General features: G+C 60.4%; 21 protein-coding genes. 17 read left to right on the plus strand and 4 right to left on the minus strand.

Going from position 1 to position 14,084, the window contains the following annotated elements; genetic code table 11:
- From CAG46_RS24815 to CAG46_RS24890, 17 genes are all read left to right on the plus strand, one after another.
- A partial coding sequence (locus tag CAG46_RS24815) for a hypothetical protein (RefSeq protein WP_218192013.1) occupies positions 1–1,714 on the plus strand: 1,714 nt, incomplete at its 5' end.
- A 12-nt stretch (positions 1,715–1,726) separates the two neighbouring features.
- Positions 1,727–2,278, plus strand: coding sequence for a hypothetical protein (locus CAG46_RS24820; protein WP_085618738.1), 552 nt, complete (start codon positions 1,727–1,729; stop codon positions 2,276–2,278).
- Positions 2,262–2,813 (plus strand): hypothetical protein, encoded by a 552-nt coding sequence (locus tag CAG46_RS24825; protein ID WP_085618740.1) that lies wholly within the window; start codon positions 2,262–2,264, stop codon positions 2,811–2,813. Before CAG46_RS24820 ends, CAG46_RS24825 begins: the two co-directional genes overlap by 17 nt.
- Before the next feature lie 9 nt (positions 2,814–2,822).
- Positions 2,823–4,463, plus strand: coding sequence for a hypothetical protein (locus CAG46_RS24830; protein WP_085618742.1), 1,641 nt, complete (start codon positions 2,823–2,825; stop codon positions 4,461–4,463).
- Positions 4,464–4,475: 12 nt separating this feature from the next.
- The gene (locus CAG46_RS24835) at positions 4,476–5,183 is read left to right on the plus strand and encodes a hypothetical protein (RefSeq protein WP_085618744.1); all 708 of its coding nucleotides are present in this window, start codon (positions 4,476–4,478) and stop codon (positions 5,181–5,183) included.
- 3 nt (positions 5,184–5,186) lie between these two features.
- Positions 5,187–6,344, plus strand: coding sequence for a hypothetical protein (locus CAG46_RS24840; protein ID WP_143493510.1), 1,158 nt, complete (start codon positions 5,187–5,189; stop codon positions 6,342–6,344).
- Positions 6,345–6,430: 86 nt separating this feature from the next.
- The gene (locus CAG46_RS24845) at positions 6,431–6,901 is read left to right on the plus strand and encodes a hypothetical protein (RefSeq protein ID WP_085618748.1); all 471 of its coding nucleotides are present in this window, start codon (positions 6,431–6,433) and stop codon (positions 6,899–6,901) included.
- Positions 6,902–6,910: 9 nt separating this feature from the next.
- Positions 6,911–7,297, plus strand: a complete 387-nt coding sequence (locus CAG46_RS24850; RefSeq protein WP_085618750.1) for a hypothetical protein — start codon at positions 6,911–6,913, stop codon at positions 7,295–7,297.
- Complete coding sequence (locus tag CAG46_RS24855) at positions 7,297–8,007, plus strand: hypothetical protein (protein WP_085618752.1); 711 nt, start codon at positions 7,297–7,299, stop codon at positions 8,005–8,007. Before CAG46_RS24850 ends, CAG46_RS24855 begins: the two co-directional genes overlap by 1 nt.
- Positions 8,004–8,792, plus strand: a complete 789-nt coding sequence (locus CAG46_RS24860; RefSeq protein WP_085618754.1) for a hypothetical protein — start codon at positions 8,004–8,006, stop codon at positions 8,790–8,792. The genes CAG46_RS24855 and CAG46_RS24860 overlap by 4 nt, the downstream gene beginning before the upstream one ends.
- Positions 8,755–9,003, plus strand: coding sequence for a hypothetical protein (locus CAG46_RS24865; RefSeq protein ID WP_085618756.1), 249 nt, complete (start codon positions 8,755–8,757; stop codon positions 9,001–9,003). The genes CAG46_RS24860 and CAG46_RS24865 overlap by 38 nt, the downstream gene beginning before the upstream one ends.
- 79 nt (positions 9,004–9,082) lie before the next feature.
- Positions 9,083–9,406: a hypothetical protein gene (locus tag CAG46_RS24870; protein ID WP_085618758.1), complete on the plus strand. Its 324-nt coding sequence runs from the start codon at positions 9,083–9,085 to the stop codon at positions 9,404–9,406.
- Positions 9,396–10,064: a glycoside hydrolase family 19 protein gene (locus CAG46_RS24875; protein ID WP_085618760.1), complete on the plus strand. Its 669-nt coding sequence runs from the start codon at positions 9,396–9,398 to the stop codon at positions 10,062–10,064. The genes CAG46_RS24870 and CAG46_RS24875 overlap by 11 nt, the downstream gene beginning before the upstream one ends.
- The gene (locus tag CAG46_RS24880; RefSeq protein ID WP_085618762.1) at positions 10,061–10,384 is read left to right on the plus strand and encodes a hypothetical protein; all 324 of its coding nucleotides are present in this window, start codon (positions 10,061–10,063) and stop codon (positions 10,382–10,384) included. The genes CAG46_RS24875 and CAG46_RS24880 overlap by 4 nt, the downstream gene beginning before the upstream one ends.
- Positions 10,381–10,872 carry a hypothetical protein gene (locus CAG46_RS29210; protein ID WP_085618764.1) on the plus strand — a complete coding sequence of 164 codons (492 nt, stop codon included), beginning with the start codon at positions 10,381–10,383 and terminating at the stop codon, positions 10,870–10,872. The genes CAG46_RS24880 and CAG46_RS29210 overlap by 4 nt, the downstream gene beginning before the upstream one ends.
- Complete coding sequence (locus tag CAG46_RS29410; RefSeq protein WP_371917563.1) at positions 10,757–11,038, plus strand: hypothetical protein; 282 nt, start codon at positions 10,757–10,759, stop codon at positions 11,036–11,038. Before CAG46_RS29210 ends, CAG46_RS29410 begins: the two co-directional genes overlap by 116 nt.
- 86 nt (positions 11,039–11,124) lie before the next feature.
- Positions 11,125–11,478: a hypothetical protein gene (locus CAG46_RS24890; RefSeq protein WP_085618766.1), complete on the plus strand. Its 354-nt coding sequence runs from the start codon at positions 11,125–11,127 to the stop codon at positions 11,476–11,478.
- Between the two features lie 99 nt (positions 11,479–11,577).
- On the opposite strand, the gene CAG46_RS24895 is transcribed toward CAG46_RS24890, so the two are convergent.
- From CAG46_RS24895 to CAG46_RS24910, 4 genes are all read right to left on the minus strand, one after another.
- On the minus strand, positions 11,578–12,783 hold the full coding sequence (locus CAG46_RS24895) for a site-specific integrase (protein WP_085618769.1): 1,206 nt from the start codon (positions 12,781–12,783) through the stop codon (positions 11,578–11,580).
- A gap of 345 nt (positions 12,784–13,128) precedes the next feature.
- Positions 13,129–13,356 (minus strand): hypothetical protein, encoded by a 228-nt coding sequence (locus CAG46_RS24900; protein WP_085618771.1) that lies wholly within the window; start codon positions 13,354–13,356, stop codon positions 13,129–13,131.
- Positions 13,357–13,358: 2 nt separating this feature from the next.
- A complete protein-coding gene (locus CAG46_RS24905) occupies positions 13,359–13,787 on the minus strand; it encodes a hypothetical protein (RefSeq protein ID WP_143493511.1) in 429 nt (142 codons plus the stop codon).
- A gap of 32 nt (positions 13,788–13,819) precedes the next feature.
- On the minus strand, positions 13,820–14,083 hold the full coding sequence (locus CAG46_RS24910; RefSeq protein WP_085618775.1) for a hypothetical protein: 264 nt from the start codon (positions 14,081–14,083) through the stop codon (positions 13,820–13,822).
- Position 14,084 lies beyond the last annotated feature (1 nt).

Raw genomic sequence — 14,084 nt, forward strand, 5'->3', positions numbered from 1 at the left:
GCTGCCCACCATCAGGAACGAGGTAACAACGATGCCCTATATTTATGCGCCCAACACCACTTTGGCGGAAGACGAACAGAAGGTTGGCCAGCTGGCCAAGATGGTCCGCAACGACGGTGGCATGCTCGATAGCGTGTCCTCGAGCGGTGTAGGCGCCATCGGTGAAGCGATCAAGAACCCTGGCGACCTGCTGCCGACTCGTATGGTGTCGGTGCTGGAAATGATGGACAAAGACGACAAGCCGAAGGTAGTTGCGGCCATGCTCGACGGCATCCGCCGCTTCGAGTACGAGCACGGTTACACCCCTTCCGCCGATATCATCGACGCAGCTCTGTACCAGGCCGGGATTGCCGCTGATGGCTCGCTTCCGATCCTGCCGAACGGCGCCACCCTCGACAGCGTTAGCAGCTCGCTCCAGTCTTCGCCGTTGTCCCACCAGCCAAACCGTACCTCGGTGGCTCTGTGCGGTTCGATTGCCGAAGCGTTCCCCGCTGGCGCCTACCTGCCATCCGACATCGGCTCGAACGAATCCCGCCTGTCCATCGTCAACAGCCAGGCCGGCAACGATTTCGGTGCGTACAAGGATGGTTCGATCCTGGACGGTGTGGGCGGCGGTCTCCGCTATATCAGCCCCGAGCGCACCGTTATCGCGGCCCTGGCTGCCGACCGTGCTTCGGCCACTTTCGCGTTCAAGACCCTGCTGGCAGGTGGCGGCGCCGCTGTTCCTCTGCTGCCGACTCGCACCTATGTGAAACTCGGTGGCTTCAAAGTGGCCGGTGAACTCGACGCGAACGATAACGCGGCTCAGCGCCAGATCGCCGGCCAAGCTGATATCAGCGGTTCCAAGTACGCTATCAGCGGCTCGGTAGACTTCGCCGCCGGTACTGGCGCCCTGGCGTTCAACCCACCGCTGCCAGAAGGTACCGAGGTCAAGGTGGTCGGCTTCATCGACTACGAGGCGAAGCCAGCCCTGACTCCGTCGATCAAGACCGAAGCCAAAACCTTCTCGCTGTACTGCGCTGAATACCGTGTGCTGATGCAGACCACTCCGGGCGCCCGCAGCCAGGGCCAGGCCGAACTGGGTACTGACTTCCTGAGCGTGGCGGTGAACTCAGCGCGCGCCCAGCTGGCCAACGAGCGCTACTACACCGCGCTGGAAAAACTGATCGAAGTTGCGTACCTGACCCATCGCGTATTCGACTACGACGCAGCCAACCAGCTGCTGGAAAAGTCCCGTGCTCAACGCTGGCGCGACTTCGCGGCCTTCTTCGGTGAAGTCGACCAGGAAGTAGCGAACAACACCGGTGAATTCGGTCTCGGCATCATGTGGGTAGGCCAGAAAGGTGCTGCCAACTACCGCTCCATGGGTAGCGACGACTTCGTGCCGTCCGGCGTAACGGCTCGCCCGGGCATCTATCGCGTGGGCCGCTACAAGAACCAGTACGACGTTTACTACACCCCACGCGGCCTGAAAGAGACCGAAACCGACATCCAGATGCTGGCGGTTGGTCGCGCGGCACAGGTGGCTCGTAACCCGATCGTGTTCTCCGATGCAGTGGCGCCGACCATGGTACCGCTTGCCCTGGTTAGCGACCTGAAGTCGGGCGCCGCGCTGTATGGCCGCAACCTGACCGAGGTGAACCCGCACAAGGCATCGGCCATGGGCTGCGCGCTGATCACCGTCAAGAACGTCGACACCCTGGTTCAGCCCTAATAGGAGAAGAGCATGGCAAAGGCTCCAGCTTCGACTGCCGCGGACAAGGCGTCAAAAACGCCGCGTAAACCGCGCCAGTCGACTGGCAGCGCCGCCGCCGACCAGGACAAGGAAACGGGCGCTCAAGCGCCCGTTTCCACGCCTGGTGGCCAGGCAGGCGCTGCAACCAACACCGCTCCCGTGGCGGAACAAACCACCCCGCAAGTCTCGGCAGAAGGAGAGTTCCGATCGGGGACGTCCTTCGGTATGGGTCGTTTTCCTGACGACTGGAAACCCGTGCAAACCCCCGAAAAGTCGGGCGCTGAACAGGCCGTACAGTCTCTGGCGTGGGCGCTGCCTGACATTGCCGAGTTTCCTGCCGAGCTGACACTGACCAACAACACCCGCAACACCCTGGTTGTCCGGGCGCTGGGCGTGCGGTTGAGGCGTTTCGGTGAGGTCACCGTGCAGTGCCAGGAAGCGGCGCAGTACCAGGAGATTGCGCGCGAGCTGGCTACACGGGCAATGCGCGAGCGCTGGGATTCAGACATCGGGTTACAGGTGAAATATGGCGAAGAACGATAGTAAGGCCGTCGACAAGGTCGACAGCATCACCAAGGCAGGCGAGGACGCTGCCGATAAGGGCGCTGAGGTTGTCCAGGTCGGCGCCAATGCTGCCGTGGTTACCGCAGGGCCAGCTGGTGATACTGCCGCGGTCGTGCTGGCAGCCGCAGAAGCCATCAAGACCGTCGATGCCGGTGGCGTGGTGGTTATCAACCTGGGGGCAAGCTCTGGCGAGCAGGTTGCCAAGCTGGCGCAGGCCATCGTGGAAGGGCGCAAATACCCGTTCGAGGTGCACCTGGCCCACAAGTGCTACAAGCCGCTCGTGGTGCCATCGACTCGCCATGACGAGCTGATCCACGCCGGTGAAACCGTGCCGTTCAAGGTGAAAAGCTTCGAACAAGCCTGGGTCGTGGTGACCGATGTGGCCGCCTTGGCCAAGCGCTACGGCAGCGAAGACGCAAACTTCGTAACCCTCACCATTCCGCCGGCGGCTGAAGCTCCAGCGGACCAGCCAGACAATGCCACTGCCGGTACTGCCGGCGGCGCCGCCGAATAAGGGGGTCACATGACCGTTCAACTGTCCCGTAGCGTCAACAAGCGTTCTGGCTACCAGCAGAACTTCATTCAAGACAAATCGGCCATCGGCTCTGTGGCGGGGGACTACAGTGCCGCAACCATCGGGCGCTTCACTCGTGGCCGTATCGACCAGGTCTTTGCCGTTACCCGCGAAAAGCATGAGCGTTTGCTGGGTGCCCCGCTCAGCTTGAGCGTATCGGCAACTGGCGAAGCCCAGGTCCAGGCCTATGAGGCGCTGCGCTATGGCGCCCAACAGATGATCGTGTCGCGCCTGATCGCTGACGACGCGGTGAACAAGATTCTGATTGCCAAATCCAGCGCGCTGGATGTCAGCGGTACCGGCCCCGCGGTCTGGTCCACTGGCCTGGAGAGCGCCGGCCTGCCGGCGGGCTCGCTGATCGCCTTCAAGCACCTGGAATGCTTCAACGACGGGCTGATCTGCGAAATCAACGCCGAAGCGGCTGAATCCGCGGGTGTGCCGGCAGAGTCGAAGATCATCACCGTTCAGTTCCTGGACCCGGTTTCCAACGCCATCATCATCGGGCCGTTCACCGGTTCGCTCGATCCGCTGGCCAAGGACGAATACAACAACAGTTCGTTTATCGCTGATGTCATCGAGCAGGCGACCGACCTGATCAAAGTCGTCGAGGTGGCCGATAACGCCACAGTGGCGGTCGACAGCCAGTTCTATGGCAAGGCGAACAACAAGCCGAAGTTCGCCAGCGCCAAACTGTTCTACTTCAGCGAAGGCCGTACCGTGTACACCAACGCTGAAATGTCGGCGGCCATCGATCGCCTGCGCCGCTCGCGTCCGAACTTCACCTACCTGGGTGGCGGCGGCACTGAAAACGTGGCACTGCTGGGCCTGCTTGCGGACCTGGGCAAGGAAATCAACAAGCAGTTCATTTTCGACGTCCCGGGGCGCCTGGCTCCAGCGGCAGCGGTGTCGTTCGTTCAGTCGATCGGCGCCAGCGTCAAGAGCATGTACAGCCAGGCCTACTGGGCGCCGTTGAAGCGTATCAACCCGATCGCCGGCGGGAAGGCGTTTTTCGGTACCTCTGGCCAGCAAATTGGCTTGCGCTGCGCGCGGAACGCACAGGTCAACGGGCAAGGCATCGCGCCACGTAACTACCCGATCGCGGGCGTCGACTACGGGCTGAGCGGTACCAGCATCAGCCAGACGTACACCCCTGATGATCCTGAGTTGGAGCTGCTGGCGGAAAACCAGATCAATCCGGTGATCTTCAAGGACTACGCCAGCGGCGCCAAATTCGCCTGGGTCGACTCCCTGACCGGCGCACAGACCACTGGCGGTACCAAGCTGATCGCTGTGACCGAAATGGCCACCTTCCTGGACGACAAAGTGGCTGCGCTCGGCCAGGAGTCGCTGCAACGCCCAATGGCTGACGCCATCGACATGATGACCCGCAATCTGGGCACGCTGCTGAAGGCGATGTCGTCCGCTAAATGGATGACCCCATCGGCAGAGCTGGACGGCGGCTACTACCAGGCTGAAGTCAACCGCAACGCATCGGCACCGAACGACGAAATGAACGTGCTTTATGACGTCAGCTGGGACGGTACCAACCGCATTACCCGCGGTACTCAAACCATCGTCCGCGTGAGCTAAGGAGATTCAACCATGAACCTTGTAAGTGACATCCTGACCCGGACCAATGCCGTAGCGGCTGCGGTCCAGAAGACTATCGACACCCCGCAACAGCCGCACAAGCAACCTGGCGGCATGCTGGACGGTGCCAATTCGGATGTGCCGGACATCGTGTATTCCGACGACATGCGCCAAGACGCTGTGCGCGTGGTGCGCGAATGGCTCGAAAGCGACGATATGGGCCCCGATGAAGGCTACGGCGACCGCTTGCTGGCGCTGATCGTGGGTACCGCGGCTCACAGTGATACCGACCTCACCGATGATGAGATCGAGTACGGCGGCATGGTCGCGGAGCTGGTAGGCGATTACCTGGTGGAGAAGGGTATCCCTGAAGACGACGTCGACGCGCTGCTGGGTAACGGCGAGTTCAACAACGATGTAGCCGAGCGCGTGCATGAAGCGCTGCTGGACAAAATGCCGAACGGCGAAGAAGCCATGCTGGATGATGCTGGCCGCTTCGTGGACGGTGATGACGAGCAAATGCTCGACGCCACCTACCGCAAGGTGTTCGCTATCCGTGGCGGCAAGAAAGTGCGCATGAACAAGCGAATCGCCGGCACTGTGCGCCTGACGGCGGCTCAGAAGTCCGCGGTGCGGAAGATGCAGCGCAAGGCCTTCAGCGGCGCCGCGAAGATCCGCCGGGCGAAGTCCATGCGCCTGCGCCAGAAGATGGGCCTGTAAACCGTGGCTATCGACCTCAGCTTTGACGCGGCTGGGAAACTGCTCTCCAGCACGATCAAGGGCGTAGCCAGCACCCCCGCGGGTAGCACGCCAAACAAGATTCTGGGGTCGGCAGCCACTGCCGCAGGGCGCGTGTCTGATGGATTGATCAAAAGCGGTCGAGATATCGCTGGATCGTACGTGGGCGGTGCTGAAAACCTCAAAATGCTGGAGTCTGGCGCCTCCAGCATAGCCAGTACCGTCTCGGACCTCTGGAATGGCGAAACGACTTTCACTGAAGTCGGGGAGAAGATCAAAAGCTCGGTTGGCAGTCTGTTCGATGCCGACTCGGCCAGTTCGATCTTGAGTGAAAACGTTGATTCCCTGCTGGGGCTGCGGATCGCCAATACCGATCTGGGCAGCAATTGGGGCAACCTGTCGCCTTACCTGCTGGCCCGCATTTTCGTCTGCAATTCCAAGGGCGTTCCTGACATTCAGGAGCTTCAGGGGGTTTATGGCGCGATGGAAGAGGGCTCATTTGAAGCCACTTTCAACTGGCAGAGTCCATTCGAGAACATGGGGCCTGAGACCAAGGCGCCTGCGCTGACGGCACTGTTGCAAAGTGGCTCCCTGGTACCAGTGCTCAATGCCCTTCAGGCGGTGAACCCCAATCCCAACGGCACGGTCGGCGGCGTGCTTGACGCTGGCGCCGACAAGCTGAAAGCCGCGGTTCGTGAGCTTGAAGGGCGCACCGGTATGACCAAGCTGAATTCGCGGCAGGTCTTCACCGGCATGCCGCCGGTGCGCATGAATTTCAGCCTGGTGCTGCGGGCCATTTCAGACGCGGCCAAGGAAGTTGAGGCACCGTTGCAGCGCCTGATGGAGTGGGTGTTTCCCCAGGAGCTGGCAGAAGAGGGGATTCTGTCCGAGGTGCTGCAAACCACGCGCGATGTGGACAGCTTCATCAAGGCCCTATTCCCGTCCTACGCGCCCAAGCTGTTGGGGATGACTTACGCCGGGCGAACAGCGGCCCCCATGGTGGTCGAGTCGATCAGTTACCCGCTGTCGGCGCCCAAGGATTCGCGGGGCAACTACACCGAGCTGACGGTGCAGGTCTCCATGGCTACCTTGACCGCCCTGGACAGGCCGGACATCAAGCGATTTTTTGCCCGACTTGGGTAGGCAAAACCGCGCAAACCCCGCCCATGAGCGGGGTTTTCTATCCCTGATCATTTTCCCCTGACTACACACTCACGCAGGGGCGTCACATGACGGTAAACAACCATTCGGTGCTATCCACCACCTTCCAGAACGTCAACGACCTCGGGCGCAAAGCTTCGACCGCTGACGCGATTATGGTCATTCATGGCCATGAAAACCTCCAGCTGCTCACCAAGCAATTCCCATGGCCGGTCGCTACCGTCAAGGACATGATCGAGTTCTACGCGCCTAACGGGCAGTTGATGGTCCAGCCCCAGAACAACAAAACCAAGTTCGAGGGGCCAATCTCGTTCTACGAGGTGTACCCGGGCACCGTCGCAGACGCGCTCATTGCCCTCATTTCGAGCGGCGCGCAGTTCGACGCGACCGTCTACGCTGGGCGCCCTGAAGATCACTCTCGCAAGGAAGAGCTGCTGCGCTGCACCCTGGTGATGGATGTACCAGACCGTGATTGGGAGAACGATACCGCCCTGATGTTCGCCGGCACTATCCACTTCCACTGGTTCGCCAACCAGTAAGGCTGAACGATGAAGCTAAGCGTATTGGCGGCGCAGCACATGGCGGTCCTCCCCATCGGCTGCGTGCTGACCGATGACCAGGTACTGCGCAGCCTGCGCGACGCCACACGGTTTTACTGCGGCCATGCCGACCTTACCTCGGGTGGCATCGTGGGTGCTTCGGCATTGGGCGATACTGACGCCGACGATGTAGAGGTGAGCGAGAGCGAACTGTCGATCATCAAGCCGTTGTGGCTGCTTTACCTGGAGCGCGAAAACAGCACGGCGCTCGAAGCCTCAAAGACGCAGGGCGCTGAAGTCTTCGGGCGAGCCGTGTCCGAGGTTCAAGCCAGCATCATCGACTACGAGACCAGGTTGCCGGCGCTGGCGTTCAGCGAAGACTGGGTGACGATCTGATGGCCAGTATCTTCGAGCGCATCGGTTACCAGGCCGCGGAGCGCGTGGTCAATGCTGCCCGTCCTTCAGCCAAGGTCGTGAAGTATGCCGGTGCGTTTGGCAAGCTGCTGAATGGCGACCTTGCTGGCGCTGCCGGCGGACTGCTTGATATCGGCCTGGGCGCGTACAGCTCCTATGGGCGCACTGCCCAGACCGTAGCGCTGGCCGGCTCCAGCTGGTCAACCCTGCTGACGATGTTCGAGGAGTCGCAAAACGTACTGCGGGAGCGCACGAATCTGTGGCATGTCCTGGTCGAGCCCATTGGCCGGGTGGTGGCGCCGCGGGTGAACCTGCTGGCCACCGAAGTCAGTTACAACGGTGTCCAGCTGGGGTACGACGTCAAAAAGATCGGTTCGGGCTTCACCCATGCCCCATCCGGCACTGATCCGATCGAATTGACCCTGACCTGCTACGACGTCGACGGTGAAATCAAGACCTGGTTTGAAAATCTCAAGCGGCTGCATGCCCACCCAGATGGGACGTTCGGCTTGCCCAGCGAGTACGCCAACACGTTCACCATCACACACGGCGCCTTTGAAGAGGGGCGCGGCTACCAGAAATCCATGGTGCTGGTGCCGGCGAGCATGCAGGTTGCGCAAAGCCGAAAGGTGGATGACTTCGCTGAGCTGAACCTGACGTTTATCGAATACGAATCCTTAGGGGCCCTATGAAATCCATTCAGCCGGTGCATACCGCGCGTATCTCTGTGCAGCCCCGGGAGCTGCAAATCGGCCAGATGCAGGAGCTGTGCACCATTCCCTATCAGTTCGAGCAGCGCACCATCACAGCGTTTATTCGGGCTTGCTGTGAGCATATCCCCCGGCCTGCCGGCAAGCTCCAGGTAACTGACCCTCTGCTCTGGTCGGTGAATGAGCGTATGAACGTGGTCATTTACTACCTGGCGGCCATGCTCGATGACGGCCCGAACTTCCCCTTGGGCGATGGTCGCCTGAGTGACTATCTGCTGGGCGACACCGACTATGTCGAGCAAGTCGAGTTCGTGCACGGTGAAGAACCGATGATCTGTACGCCGCTGCTGGGCTACCAGGCCGAGGCCATCGAACAAATGGTGCTGACCGGGAAGTTGCCTAAATCGTACTTTGGCTGGCTACTGGGCGCGCTGGCGGCCTGTACCCGGGGCATCAACGAAAAGCCCCTTGAGTACTCAAGCCCGGACGCCTACGGCAAAGCGCTGCTGGAAAGGGTGGAAATCCTGAAGCAGGCGCCGGAAACCGAGTTTGTGAGCCTCTACGAGGCCTATTCCGAGGCGACCCTCAGGCTTCAGCACTTCGTGCATGCGGTCTTCAACAAAGACGGAATTCTCGCCGCTCAGGTGAGCGAGCCGAACGCAGAAACGGGGGTGCCTCAGTTGGGGTTGGCCCGATTTCATCCCCGTGCCGGATTCAGCCGCGGGGCGTGTGAACTGCTGGAAGCAGCTGACCAACACCAAGGCTGACCTGGCGCTGTACTACGGCCAGGACCTGACAACCGCTGGCCGGCTCACGCAAACCGAGGTCACGGCACTGTTTGAATGCCAGTCGTTCCAGAACTGGAAGAAGGCGCAGGAGAACAAGAGCAAAGGCTTATCCGCGATCATCGGTGCCATCAACAACGTGATCAAAGGCCTGAACATGATTGGCAATGTCCTGAGCCGTGGGCGCCGGTAGCGCGCAAACCTGCCCTCGGGTGTGTCTGGTGGGCCCTTGAGAATGGTGGCCATGTGCTTACCGGGTAAGGGTTCAGGATATGGCTACAGACACTTCAAAGGCCTTGGAAAGGCCAGGGGCAAAGTGGGTAATGGGCGTGGCCCAGGCCTTATGCATCGCTTTCATCATGTGGGCCAGTCAAAGCATCACGACGTCGGTGACCAACTTCAGCGCCAAGCTGGACGGCGTGGTGAAGTCCATCGCTGACATCGCAGCTGTCCAGGTGCAGCAACAGCGCGACACCGCAGCGCTGGAGCAGCGGGTTAGCAAAATCGAGGGTAAGACCGAAACGCTCGAGCAGCGCGTTACCCGTATGAGCTTCCAGGTTGAGCAGCTGGAAAAGGAGGGGAGCCATGGCCGATAAGCCATTGATTACCCTGGCCCAGCTGCAAGCGGTCTGCACCACGGCTGCCGGGCGCAACGCCTGTGCGGCCTATGTGCCGGCGCTGAACGAGCTGATGGCGCGGTACCAGATCAATTCGCGCCTTCGGGTGGGGCATTTCATCGCCCAGGTGGCGCATGAATCAGGCGAGTTCACGGCCAAAGCAGAAAGCCTCTACTACACAGATCCCGAGCGCGTGGCACGGATCTTCAAGTCTGGTTTCGACCTGAACAAGAACTTGAAGGTGGACCCCGCTGAAGTCGAGTTCGCCAAGGGGTATACCCGCAACTCGAAGAAGCTGGCCAACCGCGCTTACGCCAACCGTAATGGCAACGGCCCGGAGGCGAGCGGCGACGGGTTCAAGTTCCGTGGGCGCGGGCTGATCCAACTGACCGGGCGGTCCAACTACAGCCAGTGCGGCAAAGGGATCGGTGAGAACCTGATCGACTATCCCGAGCTGCTGGATATCCCAGTGCACGGGGTGCATGCCGCCTGCTGGTACTGGACCGATCGCAACCTCAATGCGGCAGCGGACAGCAACGACGTCCGTGCGGTGACCGAGGGTATCAACGGCAAAGCCTTGCTGGGCCTCGAGGACCGCAAGGCGTACTTGGCGCGGGCATTGAAGGTGCTGGCATGAGGGCGCTGGGGCTGCTGGCCACCTGGCTCATGCGGGTATGCGAAGAGGGGCGCAGTGGTCATCCCTCGGCCAAGCGCTTCGGCCTGCTGCTGTCGGTAACGGTACTGTCCTTTGTCATGGCGCTGTTTGGCGGGGTGCTGGCCGGTGTGACCTGGTCAGCTGGCCCGGGCCAGGCGCTGGAGCTGGCCCGGATCATCGCCAGCTCACTTGAGGTAATCGCCGGCATGGTGCTGACCGCGGTGACCGCCGGCTATGTCGGGGGCAAAGCCGTCGAGCGCAGGCCGCCGGCAGGGCAGAGCACCAGCGAGGGGCAGCAATGAGCATTGTGACCGTGTTGGCCAGCCCCATTGCCCGCCGCGCGCTGGGTTATGGCGTGCTGGCGGTGGGCCTGATCGGCGCCGGCGCCGGTCTGGTTTGGTGGGGGCTTGCCCCACGCATAGATCTGGCCGAACAGAGCGCCGCACGCAGCGCTCAGGACCTGGCCAGCGCCAAGGCAACGATCGAGGACAAGAATGCCCAGTTGCTGGCCAACCAGGCCCAGGCCGAGCGCCTGAACCAGGTTGAATTGGCCGTCAGCAGGCTGGGTGTCGAAATCCGCAAGTACAACAGCGACCAGGCGCGCGCCTTCGAGGACCTGAAGCGAAATGATCAAGAGACCATGCAGTATCTTGCTGGCGCTGTCCCTGAGCGCCTTGGCCGGCTGTACGAGCGCCCCGAAACAACTGACCCCCGGGCCTACGGAAGCCCTGCGATCGTGCAACCTGGTGCCGTGCCGTCTGCCGGGGCGTCCGGCGCCCGGGCGGAATGAAGCCTGGCCGAAAGCGATAGACGAGGTGGAAGCCGAGTTGAAGGCCTGCGCTGTGCAAGTCTTGGGGTGCATTGCCAAACAGAACGGTGAGGAAGCGCTACCAGGCCCACTGCTGCTCCAGCCTCAGGCATCTGACAGGGCCGAGGGCTCTACGGCAAGCAACTGAGCCATAATCACTGGACACTCATACAGCATCGTTTCATAGTGAACGCACCCCGATCGCAGCGGGGGCACACATTGAAGGAGTTACCGATGCAGTTTCTTTTCCTGAACGCTGAGATCACCGCCGCCGCCTTGGTCGCAGCTGAGTCGTCGCTTGCCCAGCAGTTTGCTGACCAGGCAGAGTTGGTCCAGGAGCTGAAGGTCCGGGCGGTGAAGGAATTCGACAAGGCCTACCAGGCTGCGCAAGGCCCGAATGACATCGTTGATAACGTGCTGCATATCCTCTGGAAGAAGCTCGGCGTTACTTTCGCCGTGGCTTCGCAAGTGACCAAGCAGCCCGAGGAATGGCCGGTGAAAGTTAAGCTCGCCGCTGAGACGATCGTGCTGGCGCATTTCTGGGTTGCACCAGCTGTGCAAGCTACACAAGTGAATGAAGTTGAGTAAATGATGTAACTTGCGCCACATGAACAAGTGATTTAAGTGGTGCAACTTGCGCAAGTTGAGTATGGATAAGCCCGGCGGCCACCCGCCGGGCTTGTTCTATCACATATACGTTCTGGTTTCGGGCATCGAGCGCTTCGCCATGACGGGGTGGTGCGGCGTCACCTTCTCCATCGCGAACTTCGCCCACTTGGCCATCAACGGGCGGCGCTTTTCGAGCTGGTTACCACGTATATATCTACGAGACGTTGCGTTACCGACTACGTGAGCGATGGAGATTTCGCATACCTCGTGGGAGAAAGCGGTCTTCTCCGCGGCCCAGGTGCGGAACGTCGACCGGAAGCCATGAGGCGTGGCTTGTTCGCCCAGCTTCTTCATCAGCCGACGCAGCGCGTTGTCGGCCAGCATGTTGGTTGAGCGTGCGGCAGGGAATATCAGCTCGGACCGATTGCGCGTGCCGGTGTCCTTCAGCACCTGAATGGCTTCCTCGCTGAGTGGCACCTGGTGCTCTTCACCGCCCTTCATGCGCGCAGCGGGAATGGTCCAAACCCTGTTGATCCAATCGATTTCATCCCAGCGTGCCCCCATCGCTTCGGTGGTCCGGCAGGCGGTCAAAATCAGGAACTGCATGCAGCGAGCTGCCCGGGAGTCTTCACCGTCCAGGACGCGCATGAAGTAGGGGAGGCGGCTGTACTCCATCGCTTCCAATGGCTCTGGTACGGCCTGCACGATCGGCATCAGGTTTTGCAGGTGTCCCTTCCACCGAGCAGGGTTTTCTCCCGATCGGTGTTTCAGCGCAGTTTCCTGGTCAATGACGCGCTCGAGGCGGTTGCGCACGCGGCTGGCTGTCTCGTGCTTATCTCGCCATATCGGGTCCAGCACCTTCATGATGTGCGGCGTTTCGAGGTCACGCACAGGCACGCTGCCAATTAATGGGAAAACATGCTCCTGCATTGAGTTCTGCCACTGACTAGTGTGCTTGGCCGACCAGCCCGCTGCGTGGCGTTCAATAAACGCCATAACCGCGTCTTGGAGGGTGATCGCCGCAAGGGCATCCTCTTTGCGCTGCTCAAGTGGATCCACGCCCTGGTTGATGAGGGCGCGTTGTTCGATGGCCTTTTTTCGGGCTTCAGCCAGGCTCAGGCCGGGGAAGCTACCCAAGCCCATGTCATGACGTTCGCCATTGACCTGGTAGCGCAAAATCCATGATTTGGAACCGCTGGGCCTGACTTTGAGGATCAGCCCGTTCCTATCCTGGTAATTGCCGGGAGTAGTTATCTTCTCGATAACTTTCTGGGAGAGCGACATAGTTTTCGACCTTTTTGCAGGGTGTAACGGCTTGGGTTCGCATTGCTTGCAGCTTCCATTCTCGGACCAGTGACAGGGGTAGATTTGGAGCTTGGTCCGTATACTTCTGTAGGTGAAAAGGGCGCAGATTTTAACGAAAGCTCCGGGGATACACTATCCCCGGAATACCACCCTTCTAGCCCTTGTAAGGTAGGGGGTTCCCCGATATTGGAGATTCCCAGCCCCACACTTGGTCCCACACATAGGGTGTGGTGTCAATTTATGGAATAAGTTCACGGTTGGTAAGCTGAGCCGACGAACGGTAGTTGCCACACAAGCATGACGTCAAGTAATTGCAGACGAGTGTCACGGTCCAACGGTATCAACCGCGACAGATCCTGACGGAGCGGCGTACAGCGTCAAAAATGCCGCGATTTCGCGCTGAATCAGAATGAACAGGGCAATCGTCAGCACCAGTGATGCAAAAGCGGCTACCGTGCGCACCTTGCGCGCGCTTTCGGGATTGGTGTGCGTGTAGCTGTTTACGAGCCATACGACATGAATCAGAAGCGCTGTAATGATGGCGATGGCCATGGTCACCCCTTGAAGACAAATTCGATCACCCAGCACCACGGATTGGGCGACTCTACTTCGTCGCCTACAACCTGGTGCCAGAACGTCCTTAGTTCTTGTGATGTCATGTAGCCAGCACGCGCTAAGTCCGAATCGGTTATATATTGAAGCCCAGTTATGCCTATTTTTCCAACTATCCCCGTACCGATTTTTTGGTACTTTCCATGTACGGCGACCGACCGTATTTCAAACGCGTATCCAATCGGAATGGGTGGGGGTATGCGCCCCTGACCAAAGGCCAGGCGCGCATCCGCCAGCAGTGTGCCGGCGGAAATCCCAGCCAGCTCGGCAGCGCCGAAATCGGGCTGCGGCTGGAGCGGGAATATCAAGCTGTTTACCGTCCGATCCTGGATCTTGCCGCATACCTGCGGCGGTACCAGGACCAGGGGCAAGCGGAAGTCCGCTGCGCTTAAATCGCGATACCTCATCGTGAGGTTAGGGTGTAGGTCGCTTTGCGGATCGGGCGCAGGTGTTTCTCGAAGAGCCTTGCGGTGAGGCGATCGAGCACTTGCGTGGCGCTGTTGCGGGCACCCTGGTAGTTCATCCGGGGTACCCCGTTCGACTCCCAGGTGTGTTCCAGCTTGTTGCCGTCTGCGTCTGCGACCAGGAACTGGCCTGTCCACCGAACCAGGTTGCTCGGCTTGTCGCCGGTGCTGCTTTCCCGGCGTCCATCAAAACTCACGATCATC

The sequence above is a fragment of the Pseudomonas sp. B23(2017) genome (genome assembly GCF_002113725.1).
Taxonomy (GTDB): domain Bacteria; phylum Pseudomonadota; class Gammaproteobacteria; order Pseudomonadales; family Pseudomonadaceae; genus Aquipseudomonas; species Aquipseudomonas putida_Z.